Below are 17,597 nucleotides of genomic sequence, written 5' to 3'. Positions count from 1 at the left end.
ATCGCGCCCCCGACGGTGTGCGGCGCATCGGCCCATCTCGCCTATTGCGCTGCCCCGAAGGATCCACTGTGCCGAAGCCCGTTGTGCTCATCGCCGAAGTTCTCTCTCCCGCCACGATCGAGGCCCTGGGCCCGGACTTCGACGTCCGCAACGTCGACGGAACCGATCGTGAAGCGCTCTTCTCGGCGCTCTCCGACGCGGACGCGGTGCTGGTCCGTTCGGCCACGCAGATCGACGAGGAGGCGCTGACCCACGCGCCCAAGCTCAAGGTCGTCGCCCGGGCCGGCGTCGGACTCGACAACGTCGACATCAAGGCGGCGACGGCCGCGGGTGTCATGGTCGTCAACGCTCCGACCTCCAACATCGTCTCTGCCGCAGAGCTCACGGTCGGCCACATCCTCAGCCTCGCCCGCCGCATCCCCGCCGCGCACGCGTCGCTCTCCGCCGGCGCCTGGAAGCGCAGCTCGTTCACCGGCGCCGAGCTGTTCGAGAAGACGGTCGGCATCGTTGGCCTCGGTCGCATCGGCGCCCTCGTCGCCGCGCGCCTCGCTGCTTTCGACATGCGCGTCGTCGCCTACGACCCCTACGTCACCTCGGCGCGCGCCCAGCAGCTCGGCGTGCAGCTGCTCTCGCTCGACGAGCTCGTTGCCGAGTCGGACTTCCTTACGATCCACATGCCGAAGACGCCCGAGACCACGGGCATGATCGGTGCGGACCAGTTCAAGGCGATGAAGCCCACGGCGTTCGTCGTGAACGTCGCGCGCGGCGGGCTGATCGACGAGGAGGCTCTGCGCGAGGCCCTCGTCGCGGGCGAGATCGCCGGAGCCGGTCTTGACGTCTTCACGTCGGAGCCGCCGGCCGAGGGCGGCACAGCGCGCGCTCTGCTCGACCTGCCGAACGTGGTCGTCACCCCGCACCTCGGTGCGAGCACCGAAGAGGCGCAGGAGAAGGCGGGCGTCTCGGTGGCACGTTCCGTGCGCCTGGCGCTCGGCGGCGACCTCGTGCCCGACGCGGTCAACGTCGCAGGCGGAGTCATCGACCCGTACGTGCGTCCCGGCATCTCGCTGGTCGAGAAGCTCGGCCAGATCTTCGCTGCTCTCGCGACGTCGCCGCTCACGAGCCTCGATGTCGAGGTGCACGGCGAACTGAACGATTACGACGTGAGTGTGCTCAAGCTCGCAGCCCTCAAGGGTGTCTTCACCAACATCGTCAGCGAGACGGTGTCGTACGTGAACGCGCCGCTGCTCGCCGAGCAGCGTGGCGTCGCGGTGCGTCTCCTCAAGGACGACGTCAGCGACGAGTACCGCAACGTGATCACGCTGAGCGGTGCGCTGTCCGACGGCTCGCAGCTCTCGGTCTCCGGCACCCTCACCGGGCCGAAGCAGGCCGAGAAGCTGATCGGTATCAACGGCCACGCGCTGGAGCTGCCGATCGAGAAGCACCACGTCGTGATGCTGTACACCGACCGCCCCGGAATCGTCGCGGTCTACGGGCAGAAGTTCGGCGAGGCGGGCATCAACATCGCCGGGATGCAGATCGCACGCGAGGCGGCGGGCGCGCAGGCGCTCAGCGTGCTGACGCTCGACTCGCCCCTCTCGGACGAGCTGCTCGAAGACGTGAGCGACTCGATCGACGCCGACCTCTTCCGCCAGATCGAGATCACCGAGGTCTGACATCGGATCAGAAGAGGGCGGGGCGCGTGAGCGCTTCGCCCTCTTCTCGTCGGTGGCTGTCTGAGCGCCGCGATCAGGGAGCGGTGGTGCGCAGTACCAGGGCGATGAGTGCGGTCAGGGCCTCGCGCTGGGGGACCAGGTGCTCCTTGCCGTTCACGTCGAGCGAGTTGTTGAAGTACAGTCCGTCGCTGAGCAGCATGACGAGGTCGAGTGCTGCCTGGTCTCTGACCTGCGGCCGGATGGCGTCTTCCCATCGGCGGCGCGAGTCGCGCAGCGCTTCGGATGCCGGCACCGAGCCGCCCTGCGCGAGTCGCGAGGCGACGACCAATGCGCGGTCGAGCGCATCGTCTTCCATGACCGACGTGCGGATGTAGTAGGCGACGGGGCCCTCTTCGGCGGCGGTCATCCGCTCGAGGTCGGCGATGGTGAGCGCATGCAATCGCTCGAGTGCGCCGGCCACCAGTTCCTCTTTCGAGCTGAAGTGGTAGAGCAGTCCACCCTTGGAGACACCTGCGGCCTTGGCGGTGGCGTCGAGGGTGGCGGCGCGCTCGCCCTCGGTCAGGACGAGCTCTTCGAATGCGTCGAGGACGCGCTCGCGGGCGAGGGGCGGTCGGGGCATCGGGTCCTCTGCGGGTCGGACGATCAGGCGGGATTCTGTTACTATACCATCCGGACGGTTTAGTAACGATTCGTCCCAGAATGTGAGAGGTGCTTCATGACCCGGACCGCGTCGATCCCGACGGCAGGAACGGATGCTCCCCGCGTCGGGGCCCGAGGATGGGCGGCGCTCGTCGTGCTCATGCTGCCGGTGCTGCTGGTGTCGGTGGACAACACGGTGCTGAGCTTCGCGCTGCCCGAGATCTCCATCGCGCTCGCCCCTTCGGGGGCCGAGCAGCTGTGGATCATCGACGTCTACCCCCTCGTGCTCGCAGGCCTCCTGGTGACGATGGGAACGCTCGGCGATCGATTCGGGCGTCGTCGGATGCTGTTGATCGGCGCCAGCGGTTTCGCCGCCGTGTCCGTTCTCGCGGCGTTCGCACCGACCGCCGGTCTGCTCATCGCCGCGCGCGCCCTGCTGGGCTTCTTCGGCGCCATGCTGATGCCCTCGACCCTCTCGCTCCTGCGCTCGATCTTCCAGAACCGCGACCAGCGTCGTCTCGCGATCGCGGTCTGGGCCTCGGCCTTCTCGGCGGGCTCCGCTCTCGGACCGATCGTCGGCGGCATCCTGCTCGAGCATTTCGCCTGGGGATCCGTGTTCCTCATCGCGGTCCCGGTACTCATCCCGCTGCTCATCGCCGCGCCGCTGCTGGTGCCCGAGAGTCGTGATCCGGACCCGGGCCGCATCGACCCGATCAGCATCGCGCTCTCGATGGGGGCGATGATCCCGGTCGTCTACGCGATCAAGTCGTTCGCGACCGACGGTCCGTCGGTGACGGCCGGCGCGTGGGCGCTGCTCGGCGTCGTGATGGGCGTGCTGTTCGTGCGTCGTCAGCAGCGCGCGGAGATCCCGATGCTCGATATGGCGCTGTTCCGGCGCGGAACGTTCTCGGGAGCGATCCTCGTCAACCTGCTGAGCGTCGTGGCGCTCGTCGGCTTCCTCTACTTCGTCTCGCAGCACCTCCAGCTCGTGCTCGGACTGTCGCCGATGTTCGCCGGGCTCGCGCTCGTACCCGGAATGGCCGTCATGATCATCTCGGGCCTCGCGGTCGTCCCGATCTCGCGCCGGGTGCCGCCGCACATCGTGGTGCCCGCCGGGCTCGCGTTCTCCGTCGCCGGCTACCTGATCGTGGCATTCACCACCCACGCGCACGGCGTCGTGCCGCTCATCATCGCGTTCGTCGTGCTCGGCATCGGCATCGGCGCTGCCGAGACCATCTCGAACGAGCTGATCCTCTCGAGCGCGCCCGCGGAGAAGGCCGGTGCGGCCAGTGCCGTCTCCGAGACGGCATACGAACTCGGCGCCGTGCTGGGCACCGCCGTGCTGGGCGGCATCATCACCGCGTTCTACCGCTCCGCGATCGTTCTTCCCGAAGGGCTCCCGGCCGAGACGGCGGATGCTGCGCGGGAAACCCTCGCCGGTGCCTACACGGCGTCTCACGAACTGCCCGCGAACCTCGGAGATGCCCTCTGGGCTGCGGCAGCGGACGCCTTCGGCTCCGGTGTCTTCATCACGTCGCTGATCGGTGCCGGGTTGGTGGTCGTCGCGGCGGTCATCGCCGCCGTCACACTGCGCACGCGCGTCCCGCGCTGACCAGTACGCTGGGGGAACCGGATCACCGCAGTCCGCGTGGTCCGGTTCCCGAAGCAAGGAGTGCCATGTCGCGTGTCGTGAAACTGGCCGTCATCCCGGGTGACGGCATCGGTCCTGAGGTCGTCGCCGAGGCGGAGAAGGTGCTCGACGCCGTCACCGCCGGGTCGGATGTGACCTTCGACAAGACACGCTTCTCGCTGGGCGCCGCGCGCTATCTTGAAACAGGCGACACGCTCACCGACGACGACCTGGCCGCCATCTCCGCGCACGATGCGATCCTGCTCGGCGCGGTCGGCGGAACGCCCGGCGACCCCCGTCTCAAGGACGCGAACATCGAGCGGGGGCTGCTCCTCAAGCTGCGCTTCACGCTCGACCACTACGTCAACCTGCGCCCGTCGAAGCTGTTCGTCGGAGCATCCGGTCCGCTCGCGAACCCCGGCGAGATCGATTTCGTCGTGGTGCGCGAGGGCACGGAAGGCCCCTACGTCGGCAATGGGGGAGCGATCCGCCAGGGCACGCCGCACGAGGTCGCCAACGAGACCTCCGTGAACACCGCGTTCGGCGTCGAGCGAGTCGTCCGCCACGCCTTCGACCTCGCCGAGCGTCGTCGCAAGAAGCTCACCCTCGTGCACAAGACCAACGTGCTCGTGCACGCCGGCGCCATCTGGCAGCGGATCGTGAACGAGGCCGCAGCCGAACACCCCGACGTCGCGGTCGACTACCTGCACGTCGACGCCGCCACGATCTTCCTCGTGACGGATCCGTCGCGCTTCGACGTCATCGTCACCGACAATCTCTTCGGCGACATCCTCACCGACCTCGCCGGTGCCGTCACCGGTGGGATCGGACTCGCCGCCTCCGGGAACATCAACCCGTCCGGCGCCTTCCCGTCGATGTTCGAGCCGGTGCACGGTTCGGCTCCCGACATCGCGGGGCAGCAGAAGGCCGACCCGACCGCGGCGATCCTCTCGGTCGCCCTGCTGCTCGACCACCTCGGCCTCACGGCCGAATCCGCACGCGTCAGCGCAGCGGTCGAGGCGGACATCGCGAGCCGCGACGGCGCGCGCACGACCTCGGACATCGGCTCCGCGATCGCCGCACGCCTCTGATCGACAGGCGTAGGCTGACATCGCGCGAGGACGCGCCCACCCCTCAGAACGGATGATGAACATGACGACCATCGACGCACAGGCAGCCGTGGCGCCGCTCGATTTCGCTGTGACCAAGAACCTTGCGGCGGCGTCGCCCGCGCGCATCGCCGAGGTCCTCGAGGACCCGGGCTTCGGCGTCACCTTCACCGACCACATGGTCGACATCTGCTGGTCGATCAAGGGCGGTTGGCACCGACCCCGCGTGCAGCCCTACGGCCCGATTCCGCTCGACCCCGCGGCATCCGTGCTGCACTACGGGCAGGAGATCTTCGAAGGCATCAAGGCCTATCGGCACGCCGACGGGTCGATCCACACGTTCCGCCCCGACCGCAACGCCGCGCGCCTGCAGTCCAGCGCGCGACGTCTCGCGCTCCCCGAGCTGCCGACCGAGTGCTTCATCGAGTCGCTGCGCCAGCTGATCGCGGTCGACGGGCGCTGGGTGCCGTCCGGCGCCGACCAGAGCCTGTACATCCGTCCGTTCATGTTCGCCAAGGAGGCTTTCCTGGGTGTTCGAGCGGCCCAGAAGGTGGCCTACTACGTCATCGCGAGCCCGGCGGGCGCGTACTTCACCGGTGGCGTGAAGCCCGTGCGCATCTGGCTCTCCGAAGACCACTCGCGTGCGGGACGCGGCGGCACGGGCAAGGCCAAGACCGGTGGCAACTACGCGTCGAGCCTGCTTCCGCAGGCACTGGCGAGTGCCAAGGGCTGCGACCAGGTCGTCTTCCTCAACGAGAAGAACGACGTCGAAGAGCTCGGCGGAATGAACGTGGTGTTCGTCTTCAAGGACGGCCGCATCGTGACGCCCGAGTCCGACAGCATCCTCGACGGGATCACCCGCGACTCGCTGCTGCAGCTGGCGGAAGACCGCGGCCACACCGTCGAGCGCCGGGCGATCTCGATCGACGAATGGCGTGAAGGTGTCGCCTCGGGCGACATCCTCGAAGTGTTCGCGTGCGGCACCGCCGCGGTCGTCACCCCGATCGGCGCGCTCGTCGGTGAGGGCTTCGAGGAGCCGCAGCCGATCGGCGAGCTCGCCCTCTCGCTGCGCGAAGAACTGACGGACATCCAGTACGGCCGTCGCGAAGACCGTCACGGCTGGCTCGTCCGCCTCGACGCCTGACGTCGTCGCCACTCCGGGACCCCGCCTCGCATCCCTCGCCAAGCGGGGTCTCGGTCTGCGCGGGCTGGCTAGGCTGGTGGCATGAAGATCGCCCGATTCAGCCATGACGACGCCATCCTCTTCGGGATCGTCGACGAAGCCGACCTCGTCGTCCTCTCGGGCGACCCGTTGTTCGCCGGGTACGAGCCCACGGGCGCGCGTGTGCCGATCGCCGATGCCGTCATCCTCGCCCCGGTGATCCCGCGCTCGAAGATCGTGTGCGTCGGCAAGAACTACCACGATCACGCCGCGGAGATGGGGGGAGTGGCGCCGGAAGAGCCGCTGCTGTTCCTCAAGCCGAACACTGCGGTGATCGGCCCCGGCGACACGATCGTTCGCCCCTCGCTGTCGCAGCAGACGGAGTACGAGGGTGAACTCGCCGTCGTCATCGGCAAGGTCGCGAAGAACGTCTCCGCGGCCGATGCCCTCGACTACGTGCTCGGGTACACGATCGGCAACGATGTGACCGCGCGCGATCTGCAGCGCAAGGACGGCCAGTGGGCGCGCGCGAAGGGGTTCGACACCTTCTGCCCGCTCGGCCCGACGATCCAGACGGACTTCGATCCGGCCGAGGCGACGATCGAGACGAGGGTCAACGGCGAGGTGCGGCAGAAGGCGCCGCTCACCGACATGATCCACTCCGTCGAGGCCATCATCGAGTACGCCTCCGCCGTCTTCACCCTCCTGCCCGGCGACGTCATCCTCACCGGCACCCCCGCGGGCGTCGGCACGTTCAACGCCGGCGACACCGTCGAGGTCGAGATCACCGGGCTGGGCATCCTCCGCAACGCCGTGCGCGACGCCGCTCCCGTCGCATGACGTCGCCGGCGCTCACCGCGCAGCAGCAGGCGTCGGTGCAGCGCCGCACCGTCATGGTGCTCTCGCTCGGGCAGGTCCTCGGCGGGATCGCCTTCGGAGCGACGGTCTCTCTCGGTGCTCTTCTGGCCGCCGACATCTCGGGCGACGACTCCCTGTCGGGGTTGGCGACGGCATCCGTCACTCTCGGCGCGGCCCTCTGCGCGATTCCTCTCGCACGCATGGCGGCGCGACTCGGCCGGCGTCGCGCACTCACGCTCGGCAACATGTTCGCCCTGGCGGGCATCGCCGTCGTGATCCTCGCGGCGGGACTCCGCGTGTTCCCTCTTCTGCTCGTCGGCATCCTGATGATCGGCGCGGGCAACGCGGGCAATCTGCAGTCCCGCTTCGCCGCGACCGATCTCGCGGCTCCGGCGCACCGCGGACGCGATCTGTCGATCGTGGTCTGGGCGACGACGATCGGTGGTGTCGCGGGGCCCCTCCTGCTCGGTCCCGGAGAGATCGTGGGCGCGGCGATCGGCATGCCGCCCCTCACCGGCTCGTACGTCTTCTCGTTCGTCGCGCAGGTCGCGGCTCTCATCCTGTACCTCGTGGCCCTGCGCCCCGACCCTCTGCTGACGGCGCAGAAGATCGCGACCGTCGCGGCCGCGACCACGGGTGTGCACGCACCGGATCGTCCGGTCGCGGCGCGCTACGCGATGTTCGCGATCGCCGGATCGCATGTCGTGATGGCGTCGGTCATGGCGATGACGCCGATCCACCTGTCGCACATGGCCCACGGCGCGCACGGGATGGCGGCGACGCCGGCCGACGTCTCCCAACTCGTCGGCATCACGATCGCCCTGCACGTCGCGGGCATGTACGCACTCTCTCCCGTCTTCGGCATCCTGTCGGACCGGTGGGGGCGGCTGCAGGTCGTGTTGTTCGGGCAGGTGCTGCTGGCGGCCTCGCTCGGATTCGCGATCTTCGCCAGCGATCAGCCCTGGGGCGTGATGGTCGCGTTGATCCTGCTCGGACTGGGGTGGAGCGCGGCCACGGTCGCGGGCGCCGCCCTGCTCACGGAGTCGAGCGCGCCGGAACTGCGCACCCGCAGGCAGGGGCGCAGCGATTCGCTGATGAGCCTGTCCGCGGCCGCGGGAGCGGTGCTCGCCGGCGTCGTCCTGTCGAACTTCCAGTACCCGGGGCTCGGCATCGCGGCATCCGTCCTGGTCGTCGCGATCGTCGCTCTGTCGCCGCTCGCCCGGCGTTCCCGGCGATGAAGTCCTGGGACGGCGTGGGGGAGGCGTACGCGGCCTCCTACGCCTCTCTCTGCGCGGGTACGATCGCGCCGTTGCTCGCGATGTTCGGTCCGGCGGAAGGACGCCGTGCGCTCGACGTGGGCTCGGGCACGGGAGAGCTGGCTGCGCGCTTTCGAGACGCCGGCTGGGATGCCGTCGGGTGCGAGCCGGAGGCCACGATGCGCGCCGTCGCGGAGCGCGAGCATCCGGGCATCCGATTCGTGGATGCCGGCTTCCCGTCGCTGCCGTACGCGAGCGGGTCCTTCGATGCCGTGACGGCGAACTTCGTGCTCAATCACGTGACGGATCCGCGGCGGTCCGCCAGCGAGATGGCTCGCGTCGCCGCCGCGGGCGCCGTTCTGGGCGCAACGATCTGGGTGCTCTCGCCGTCGTGGTTCTGGCGGGATGTCTGCGAGTCGGCGGGCCTTCAACCCGCTGCCGGCGAACGACTGCCATCCGAGAAGGACTTCGAGCGCACGTCCGCCGGGTTCGCGACGATGCTGGAGGATGCCGGGTGGCGTGAGGTCGTGACCGAGGACATGAGCTGGACGTGGGAGGCGTCGCCCACGGCGCTGTGGGCGTCTGCGGAGGGCGGCGTGGCATCGGCCGGCCTGTTCTATCAGGGACTGGACTCCGCCGAGCGCGCGCGATTCCGGTCGGCCTTCGACCGTGTGTGCGCACGGCACGCGATCGACGACGTGATCCCGCTCGCGCACACGGCGGCGGTCGCCGTGGGGCGCGCGCTCTAGAATCGAAGGGATATGGCTACTCCTCACCCCCTCACCACGACCGCCAGCGGCGCCGACGTGCGCGTCCGCTTCTGCCCGTCGCCCACCGGCCTGCCGCACGTCGGCATGGTTCGCACCGCGCTCTATAACTGGGCATACGCCCGCCACAACGGCGGCAAGCTCGTGTTCCGCATCGAAGACACCGATGCGGCGCGTGACAGCGAGGAGAGCTTCCGACAGCTCGTCGATGCGCTCACCTGGCTCAAGATCGATTGGGACGAGGGGGTCGAGGTCGGTGGACCGCACGAGCCGTATCGCCAGTCGCAGCGTCACGACATCTATCGCGGCGTGATCGACAAGCTCCTCGCCTCGGGCGCCCTGTACGAGAGCTACTCCAACGCGGATGAAATCGACGCACGCAACGAGGCGAACGGCCGCGCCAAGCAGCTCGGCTACGACAACTTCGACCGCACGCTCACCGACGAGCAGAAGGCCGCTTTCCGCGCGGAGGGCCGCCAGCCCGCCCTGCGCCTGCAGGTGCCGGATGAAGACCTCACCTATGTCGACCTGATCCGCGGCGAGGTGACCTTCCCCGCCGGTTCCTTCCCCGACTTCGTCGTGGTCCGGCCCAACGGCATCCCGCTCTACACGTTCGTCAACCCGGTCGATGACGCCCTCATGGGCATCACGCACGTGCTGCGCGGCGAAGACCTCATGCCGTCGACCGCGCGTCAGCTCGCGCTGTATGCCGCGCTGATCGACGCGGGCGTCACGACCTTCGTGCCGCGCTTCGCCCACATGCCCCTGGTGCTGGGGGAGACCGGCAACAAGAAGCTTTCGAAGCGCGACCCGCAGGCCGACCTGTTCCTGCACCGGGAACGCGGCTTCATCCCCGAGGGGCTGCTCAACTACCTGGCGCTGCTGGGGTGGTCGATCGGGCACGACCGCGACATCTTCTCGCTCGACGAGTTCATCGCCGCCTTCGACATCGAGAACGTCAACCCGAACCCGGCGCGCTTCGACCAGAAGAAGGCCGAGTCGATCAACGGCGACCACATCCGCATGCTCGACGTGAAGGACTTCGCCGAGCGCACGATCCCGTACCTCGCCGCCGCGGGTCTCTTCGACGAGCCCACGCACGAGCAGCTCGTGCTGGCATTCCGTGCTGCTCCTCTCGTGCAGGAGCGCGTGCAGCTGCTGGGCGAGGTGCCGGGCATGCTCGGCTTCCTGTTCACCGATGAGATCGCCTACGAGGCCGATGCGCTCAAGGGGTTGCCGGCGAACGCCGGTGAGGTGCTCGATGCGTGCGTCGCCGCGCTCGAGCCCGTGACAGAGTTCACGCCGGAGAAGATCCAGGATGCTCTGGCGACGGCTCTCGTCGAGAACCTCGAGCTCAAGCCGCGTGTCGCCTATGGCCCGCCCCGCGTCGCCATCACCGGCCGCCGCATCTCTCCGCCGCTCTTCGAGTCGATGGAACTCATCGGCAAGGATGAGACGCTGCGTCGACTGCGTCTGCTGTCGGAGACGTTGGCACGCTGATGCCTGGCCGAGACGAGCAGGGAGGGCGCACCGGGTCGGTGCCCCTCCCTTTCTCGTGCCCGGCCTCAGTGCGCATCGCGACACGCGCGACGCGCGGAGAAGCCGCTCCATTTGGCGCACGTCGCGGAGTCGGGTAGGCTTGACTCTCGGTGCGAGGCTTCGGTTTCGCCCTTGGGGTATGGTGTAATTGGCAACACGGCGGTTTCTGGTTCCGTTGTTCTTGGTTCGAGTCCAGGTACCCCAGCAAGACGAAGAGGCCCGGAATTCCGCGAGATGCGGAAGATCCGGGCCTCTTGCTTTGTGCCTGGGGGAGAACCCCGGAGGGTGCTACTCGCACTCTCCGAGGAACTCGAAGTAGCAGACCGCCTCATGCGTGACGGCCGGCTCGTAGTCTTCGTTCGACACCTCGCGGGTCGATGTCTCGGCCGTGCGGGTCAGGTGCCCGAACGAGCCGAGAGCGGCGACGATGTAGCCCTCCTGGTCGAGAGACCTCATGCGGTCGATCTCCGTGCGGTGCTGGGCGCAGAGCACGGTCGCCGGCACCGTCAGCTCGACACCGGCACAGGCACCGGCGTACTGGGCCTCCATCGCGTCGGCGCATTCGGTCCAGTCCTGATCGATGGCGCAGACGCTCACTCCGTCATCGGCCACGTTGTAGAGGCCGGTCTCGTAGGTCTCGGTGTAGAAGGTCTCGGGCTTCTCGGCGACGTCGGTCTTGGTCCAGTGCCGTGCGGTCGTGAAGGCCAGGATGACGACGATGCCGATGATGAGGATCAGCGCGCCCAGGATCGAGAGCGTGATCCAGAGGCCGGTGCGCTTCTTCTTCGCCGGCGCATCGGACGACGGCGCGCCCGCGAAGCCGACAGCAGGGGCGTAGCCGGCGGGCGCCTGACCATGACCGGTGGGGGCCTGGCCGTAGCCGGCGGGAGCCTGGCCGTAGTCCGCAGGAGCAGCTCCGTAGGCGGCGGTCGCCGTGTGGTCGGCAGCCTGGGGCAGTTCGTGCCCGCCGAGTGCAACGGTCTCGGCAGCCGGGGGTGCTGTCGGGGCCGCGGTCGCTGCGGGAGGCTGATTGGTCGACTGCCAGTAGTCGAACCAGCTCTGCGTGGCCTGCGGGTCGGCGTAGACCTGGTGGGCCTCGGCATCCGTCAGGTGGATACCCAGCGCCTGGCGGCCCTCCGCGTTCAGGAGGGACGTGCGGAACTCTTCGAATGACAGGGCCATGCTCGTGATGATGGCAGAAACCACGCCCTCACGACAATCCGACCCTCGGCATACCAGACCCGTTCGACCGCTCGCCAGCCCCTTCTCCTGCCCGGTTGCACGCGGAAGGATGCTGTCGGAGACGAGGGCCAGACCGTCCGGTCCGCTCAGAAGGAGGAGGCGACGATGGCCGCACTCGTGCGTGTGATCCCGGGGCAGGACCTGGGGTTCGTCCGGAAGCGATCGGGTTCGGGCTTCCGCTATCTCGACCAGGCCGGGACTCCGGTGGAAGAGGCCGATCGTGAGCGCATCCTCGACCTGGTGATCCCGCCGGCCTGGACGGATGTCTGGATCGCCGCGGATCCGCTTGCCCACATCCAGGCTGTGGGAGTCGATGCCGCCGGACGCAAGCAGTATCTCTACCACCCGCTCTGGAGAGTCAAACGGGATCGACGCAAGTTCGGCCGCGCGCTCGCACTCGCCGAGGCGCTTCCGCACGCGCGGGGCCGCGTCACGCGTGCGCTGCAGGAGGAGACCCTCTCGCGCAGCAAGGTGCTCGCGACGGCCTTCCGGCTGCTCGACGACGGGGCCCTCCGGATCGGCTCCGAACGCTACCTCGTGCGGCACGGCAGCCGCGGTCTCACGACGCTGAGGCGTCGTGATGTGACGGTCGACGGGAACGATGTCTCGCTCTCGTTCCCGGCGAAGAGCGGGCAGACCGCCTCGATCGAGATCACGGACGACGTGCTCGCTGCGGTGCTCGACGATCTCGCCGCAGGGCCGGGCCGCGCCCCTCTGCTCGCGTACCGCCGTGGACGCCGTCGCGTGCGCATCACACCCACCGAGGTGAACACGTACCTCCGCGACGTCACCGGCGATGCATTCACCGCGAAGGACTTCCGCACTCTGCACGGCACGATCCTCGCGGCAGACGCGCTGGCGCGCATCGGCCCGCTCGATTCCCGCAAGGAGCGCGATCAGGCCGAGCGCCTGGCCGTGCAGGCGACCGCATCGGCGCTCGGCAACACGATCGCCGTGGCCCGGGGGAGCTACATCGACCCGCGCGTCTTCCGTCTCTATGCGCGCGGCAAGACACTCGACCTGACGGTTGCACCCGAGACGGCGATCCGTCGACTCCTCGACGACGGTAAACGATCGAAGTGAGGCCCGTGCGCGACGAAACGGCCGCCACGATGTCGTGACGGCCGCTTCGGATGCGCAAGGTCAGTTCGTGCGCGGGTAGGTGTAGAAGCCCTCGCCGGTGGCGACGCCCAGCTTGCCCTGGTCGATGTAGCGCTCCTTGATGAGGTCGGCGAAAGCCTGCTGCTTCTCGTCGCCCATGCGCGAGATGTTGTAGGCGGTGGTGAGTCCGACGATGTCGTAGATCTCGAAGGGGCCGGCGGGTGCTCCGGTTCCGATGCGCCAGGTGGCGTCGATCGCCTCGGGCTCGGCGATGCCGTCGACGAGCAGTTCGCCGGCAGCCTGCAGGAACGGCACGAGCAGCGAGTTGAGCAGGTAGCCGGCCTTCTCCTTCTTGATCTCGATCGGCACCATGCCGATCTGACGGGCGAACTCGACAACGTCGCCGTACACGGCGGGATCGGTGGCGGGTGTGCCCATGACCTCGGCGGTGTTGTGCGCCCAGATCTCGTTGGCGAAATGCAGGGCGAGGAACCGGTCGGGGCGACCGGTCGAGTCGGCGAGAGCACTGGGCAGCAGCGTCGAGGAGTTGGTCGCGAAGATCGTCGCGGCGGGGGCGGCCACCGCCATGCGGCGGTAGATGTCCTGCTTCAGCTCGAGGTTCTCGGGAACGGCCTCGATCACGAGGTCGGCGGCGGACACGGCGTCGGCGAGGTCGTGGCTCAGGCGGATGCGCTCGATGGCGGCTGCGGCACCGCCGTCTGCCCCACCTGCGACGCCGTCTCGCGTGTAGCGGTCGGCGAGGGCGCGGAAGCGGTCCGCCGCGCGGTCGAGGGCCGGCTGGTCGATGTCGTACGCGACGACGTCGAATCCGTGGAAGGCGGTCTGGAACGCGATCTGCGATCCGAGAACGCCGGTGCCGAGAACGGTGATGCTCTTCATTTCTCTTCCTTCTATTTCTGACCTCGAGGGTCTGGTCGTGCGGACGATCTGCTCGGTCAGCGCGGGTCGGCGCTGCGATCGAAGCGGTCGAGATCGTGGGCGAAGCGCGCGACCTCGTCGTTCGTCCATGACGTGAGATGCGCGTCGATGATCTTCTGCAGTGCGTCGAGGGTTCCTCGATACGCGGTCGTTCCGGCTTCGGTGAGCTCGAGCGGCCGACCGCGGCCGCCGTCGGAGGGCGTTTCGCGCACGATGTCGAGGGCGATGAGGGCCGCGAGCTGGCGTGAGACGGTCGAGCGGTTGAGGCGGAACATCCGTGCGATGTCGATGGAGCGGATGCCCGGTTGTTCGGCGATCGCCATGACGATCGACTGCTCGGTCACCGACAGGGGCGTCTCGCCGAACCGCGCATCGGCGAGACCGCGGCGGGAGATCGCGACGAGCGACCTCAGCACCGTGGTCGTGTGCTGGTGACGATCATTCCGAGTCGACATGATTCCTCCTGTTGCTTTATGCAACGCTACGCCTGTCTGTTGCATAAAGCAACACCGCGAAGAGGCCCACGCCGACACGGGGCGAGTGGAAGGATGGAGGCATGGATACCGCCAATCTCACCCGTGACGAGACCGCCGCGAGATCCGCTGCGATCACCGCGCGCAGCATCCGGGTCGAACTCGATCTGACCGGCGCGCCGGAACGCGCCCGCACCGGATTCCCGACGGTCACCACCCTCGAGTTCGATGCCACGACCACGACGACGTGGGTGGACTTCATCGGCGAGTCCGTGCAGCGGGTGGTGCTCAACGGCGAAGAGCAGGAGGTGGTCTACGACGGCGCACGAATCGCTCTGACCGGCCTGGCCGCATCGAACGTCGCGGTCGTGCACGCCGTGGGCACCTACAGCCGCTCGGGCGAGGGGCTGCACCGCTTCCACGACCCCGCAGACGACGAGACCTATCTCTACACGCAGTACGAGCCCGCCGATTCCCGTCGCGTCATGGCCTGTTTCGAGCAGCCCGACATGAAGTCGCCCTTCACCTTCGTGATCGATGCGCCGGCCGGGTGGGAAGTGCTCTCCAACCAGGTGCAGACCCGCGTCGTGCCCGGTGTGGGAGTGCAGCACGTCGAGTTCGCCCCGACCCTGCCGATCTCGAGCTACATCACCGCGGTCGCCGCCGGCCCGTACACCCGCGTCGATGGCGAGTGGGAGCGCGGCGATAAGAAGATCGCGCTCGGCGTCTTGGCCCGTCGATCGCTGGCCCCATACCTCGAGGCCGGCGAGATCCTCGAAGTCACCCGTCAGGGCCTCGACTTCTTCTCCGATGCCTTCGCCTATCCCTATCCGTGGGGCAAGTACGATCAGATCTTCGTGCCGGAGTACAACCTCGGCGCCATGGAGAATCCGGGACTCGTCACGTTCACCGAGGCGTATCTCGCCCGGGGCGCGGCCACCGACTCGCAGCGCGCTGCGCGGGCGAATACGATCCTGCACGAGATGGCCCACATGTGGTTCGGAGACCTCGTGACGATGCGCTGGTGGGACGACCTGTGGCTCAAGGAATCGTTCGCCGACTACATGGGCGCACACGCCTCGGCCGCGGCGACGCGGTTCACCGATGCCTGGGTGAAGTTCGCGGCGAGTCGCAAGGCCTGGGCGTACCAGCAGGATCAGCTGCCGACGACGCACCCCATCGTGGCGGACATCGCCGATCTCGAGGCGGCGAAGCTCAACTTCGACGGCATCACCTATGCCAAGGGCGCCGCCGTGCTCAAGCAGCTCGTGGCCTTCGTGGGCGAGGACGCGTTCTTCGAGGGGGCTCGGCGTTACTTCGCCGCTCATGCCTTCGGCAACACGACGCTCGACGACCTGCTCTCGCAGCTCAATGCCGTGTCCGGGCGCGACATGGACGAGTGGTCGCGTGCGTGGCTGCAGACCACGGGCATGTCGACGCTGTGGCTCGAAGCGGAGCCGGACGGCGCGCAGGTCTTGGTGCAGTCCGATCCGAGGCCGCACCGACTGCGCATCGGCACCTACGGGTTCGATGGCGACCGGATCGTTCGGCGCGAACAGGTCGCGCTCGACATCGCCGATGAGCGCACCGGTGTCGACCTGCCGGAGGCGGAGCTCATCCTGCTCAACGACGACGACCTCACCTATGCGAAGGCGCGACTCGACGCTCGCTCGCTCGAAACCGTCGAGGAATCGCTGTCGCTGATCGATGACTCGCTGGCGCGGGCCCAGGTCTGGGCATCGCTGTGGAACGCGACGCGCGATGGCGAGCTCGACCCGTCACGCTACCTCGCCATCGTTCGTCGGCACGCGCCCGACGAGCCCAACAGCGGACTCCTCGTCGGAGTCGTCGCCAACGCGGCGTTCGCGGTGCGGCACTTCGTGACGGAGCGGCTTCGGGAGACGGAGCAGCGCGCGTGGGTGGAGACGGCCTTCGAGAGTCTTCTTCGCGCAGACGCCGGCAGCGACGCACAGCTCACGTGGGCACGGGCATTCGCCGCGGCATCCGCATACGACGACGTGCACGCGGTCGAATTGACGGCGATGCTCGAGGGCCAGGTCCCGGAGGGGCTGCCGGTCGACCCCGACCTGCGCTGGCAGCTGCTCACCGCGCTTGCGACGACCGGGCACGCATCCGCGTCCGATATCGCGGCCGAGCTCGAGCGGGATGACACCGGAGACGGCCGCACGGCCGCCCGCCGCGCGCTCGCCTCTCGCCCGGACGCTGCGATCCGTGCAGCGGCCTGGGAGGCGGCGTGGAACGACACGTCGCTGAGCAATGATCACCTCGACGCTGAGATCGCCGGGTTCCGAGCCGGCGGACGCCGAGACCTCGTCGAGCGATACGACGGCGAGTACTTCCGGCGCATCGCCGAGGTGTGGAGAACGCGCAGCATCGAGCTCGCGAGACGTCTCGTCATCGGACTCTTCCCCGCGTCGCCGACGGTGGATGCCGTCGACGCCTGGTTGGCGCAGAACGAGTCCGCACCTGCCGCGCTCCGCCGGCTCGTGATCGAGCAGCGTGATCATCTCGCGCGGGAGATCCGGGTGCGCGCGCTGCGACGGTGACGGGGAATGACCGTGCCGTACGATCGCGATGGATGCGAAGCGTCGGACTGAGAGTCCGGGACTGGGATGAGGGAGGGGGCGAGATGTTCGGCTCGAAGAAGAAGAAGGTGACGCTCGACGATGTGATGGCGCAGCTCAGGCCCGATCTGAGTCGCGAATCACTCGGCGTCGGGCCGGCGTTCCCGGGCATCGCCCCGAATCCGCTCCTGAGCCGCGCAGCACGGACGCGCACCGCGGAACTCCGTGCGGGGGTGCTCGCGCTCGGCGTGCTCGTCGACTGGCGGGAGGTCAGCAGCGACGGCAGTCCGCGCGTGGTTCTGATGCTCGACGTGGAGACTGTCGAGGGCGTCTCGTTCCGCGGCGTCGCAGATGAGGACTTCACGATCACCGAACTCGTCCGTCTCGCCCCCGGACAGACGCTGCCCGTGCGCTACCGGCCGGCTGTCATGGACCACTACGTCGCCCTCGCCCGCGACGCGGACCCCACCGACGTGCAGCGGCTCGCCGACGAGATCGCACGGCGCACGCAGGCGTGACCCGATGCGCTCTAGCTGTACTGACCTCGACCGTTGTTGATTCGGTCGATGGGGGTCTTGCCTCTGATGCCGAGGTGGGCTCGTTCTAGGTTGTAGTAGTCGAGCC

15 protein-coding genes and 1 tRNA gene are annotated in these 17,597 nt (G+C 68.4%); 12 read left to right on the top strand and 4 right to left on the bottom strand.

Annotated elements, in window-relative coordinates; translation table 11 throughout:
* The first annotated feature begins 68 nt into the window (after nt 1–68).
* On the top strand, nt 69–1,673 hold the full coding sequence (gene serA / locus ACIOSY_RS03595) for a phosphoglycerate dehydrogenase (protein ID WP_400849151.1): 1,605 nt from the start codon (nt 69–71) through the stop codon (nt 1,671–1,673).
* Nucleotides 1,674–1,746: 73 nt separating this feature from the next.
* Here the strand turns inward: serA and ACIOSY_RS03590 are convergent, their stop codons facing one another.
* The gene (locus ACIOSY_RS03590) at nt 1,747–2,292 is read right to left on the bottom strand and encodes a TetR/AcrR family transcriptional regulator (protein WP_400849148.1); all 546 of its coding nucleotides are present in this window, start codon (nt 2,290–2,292) and stop codon (nt 1,747–1,749) included.
* A 96-nt stretch (nt 2,293–2,388) separates the two neighbouring features.
* Between ACIOSY_RS03590 and ACIOSY_RS03585 the strand changes: the two genes are divergently transcribed.
* The 8 genes from ACIOSY_RS03585 to ACIOSY_RS03550 all read left to right on the top strand — a co-directional run bounded on the left by ACIOSY_RS03585 (nt 2,389) and on the right by ACIOSY_RS03550 (nt 10,838).
* On the top strand, nt 2,389–3,924 hold the full coding sequence (locus ACIOSY_RS03585; protein ID WP_400849145.1) for an MFS transporter: 1,536 nt from the start codon (nt 2,389–2,391) through the stop codon (nt 3,922–3,924).
* Nucleotides 3,925–3,989: 65 nt separating this feature from the next.
* The gene (locus tag ACIOSY_RS03580; RefSeq protein ID WP_400849142.1) at nt 3,990–5,033 is read left to right on the top strand and encodes a 3-isopropylmalate dehydrogenase; all 1,044 of its coding nucleotides are present in this window, start codon (nt 3,990–3,992) and stop codon (nt 5,031–5,033) included.
* Between the two features lie 61 nt (nt 5,034–5,094).
* Nucleotides 5,095–6,195, top strand: a complete 1,101-nt coding sequence (locus tag ACIOSY_RS03575; protein WP_400849139.1) for a branched-chain amino acid aminotransferase — start codon at nt 5,095–5,097, stop codon at nt 6,193–6,195.
* A gap of 81 nt (nt 6,196–6,276) precedes the next feature.
* Complete coding sequence (locus ACIOSY_RS03570; RefSeq protein WP_400849136.1) at nt 6,277–7,053, top strand: fumarylacetoacetate hydrolase family protein; 777 nt, start codon at nt 6,277–6,279, stop codon at nt 7,051–7,053.
* Nucleotides 7,050–8,309, top strand: a complete 1,260-nt coding sequence (locus tag ACIOSY_RS03565) for an MFS transporter (RefSeq protein ID WP_400849133.1) — start codon at nt 7,050–7,052, stop codon at nt 8,307–8,309. Before ACIOSY_RS03570 ends, ACIOSY_RS03565 begins: the two co-directional genes overlap by 4 nt.
* Nucleotides 8,306–9,076 (top strand): class I SAM-dependent methyltransferase, encoded by a 771-nt coding sequence (locus tag ACIOSY_RS03560; RefSeq protein WP_400849130.1) that lies wholly within the window; start codon nt 8,306–8,308, stop codon nt 9,074–9,076. The genes ACIOSY_RS03565 and ACIOSY_RS03560 overlap by 4 nt, the downstream gene beginning before the upstream one ends.
* Before the next feature lie 12 nt (nt 9,077–9,088).
* Nucleotides 9,089–10,594 (top strand): glutamate--tRNA ligase, encoded by a 1,506-nt coding sequence (gene gltX / locus ACIOSY_RS03555; protein ID WP_400849127.1) that lies wholly within the window; start codon nt 9,089–9,091, stop codon nt 10,592–10,594.
* A 172-nt stretch (nt 10,595–10,766) separates the two neighbouring features.
* Nucleotides 10,767–10,838 (top strand) — tRNA-Gln (locus ACIOSY_RS03550).
* An 83-nt stretch (nt 10,839–10,921) separates the two neighbouring features.
* Here the strand turns inward: ACIOSY_RS03550 and ACIOSY_RS03545 are convergent.
* Nucleotides 10,922–11,815, bottom strand: a complete 894-nt coding sequence (locus ACIOSY_RS03545) for a hypothetical protein (protein WP_400849124.1) — start codon at nt 11,813–11,815, stop codon at nt 10,922–10,924.
* A 165-nt stretch (nt 11,816–11,980) separates the two neighbouring features.
* On the opposite strand from ACIOSY_RS03545, the gene ACIOSY_RS03540 reads away from it, so the two are divergent.
* The gene (locus ACIOSY_RS03540; protein ID WP_400849121.1) at nt 11,981–12,958 is read left to right on the top strand and encodes a DNA topoisomerase IB; all 978 of its coding nucleotides are present in this window, start codon (nt 11,981–11,983) and stop codon (nt 12,956–12,958) included.
* Between the two features lie 60 nt (nt 12,959–13,018).
* Here the strand turns inward: ACIOSY_RS03540 and ACIOSY_RS03535 are convergent, their stop codons facing one another.
* Both ACIOSY_RS03535 and ACIOSY_RS03530 read right to left on the bottom strand, forming a co-directional pair.
* Entirely contained in the window at nt 13,019–13,876 is an 858-nt protein-coding gene (locus ACIOSY_RS03535; RefSeq protein ID WP_400849118.1) for a 3-hydroxyacyl-CoA dehydrogenase, read from the bottom strand.
* Nucleotides 13,877–13,932: 56 nt separating this feature from the next.
* Nucleotides 13,933–14,370 (bottom strand): MarR family winged helix-turn-helix transcriptional regulator, encoded by a 438-nt coding sequence (locus ACIOSY_RS03530; protein WP_400849115.1) that lies wholly within the window; start codon nt 14,368–14,370, stop codon nt 13,933–13,935.
* Between the two features lie 101 nt (nt 14,371–14,471).
* Between ACIOSY_RS03530 and pepN the strand changes: the two genes are divergently transcribed.
* Both pepN and ACIOSY_RS03520 read left to right on the top strand, forming a co-directional pair.
* Nucleotides 14,472–16,955, top strand: a complete 2,484-nt coding sequence (gene pepN, locus ACIOSY_RS03525; RefSeq protein ID WP_400849112.1) for an aminopeptidase N — start codon at nt 14,472–14,474, stop codon at nt 16,953–16,955.
* An 83-nt stretch (nt 16,956–17,038) separates the two neighbouring features.
* On the top strand, nt 17,039–17,491 hold the full coding sequence (locus ACIOSY_RS03520) for a hypothetical protein (RefSeq protein WP_400849109.1): 453 nt from the start codon (nt 17,039–17,041) through the stop codon (nt 17,489–17,491).
* The last annotated feature ends 106 nt before the right edge of the window (nt 17,492–17,597 follow it).

The organism is Microbacterium sp. NPDC087665, assembly GCF_044743285.1.
Lineage (GTDB): Bacteria > Actinomycetota > Actinomycetes > Actinomycetales > Microbacteriaceae > Microbacterium.
The sequence above is the reverse complement of the archived record's forward strand: the minus strand, read 5'-3'. Positions and strand labels throughout refer to the sequence as shown.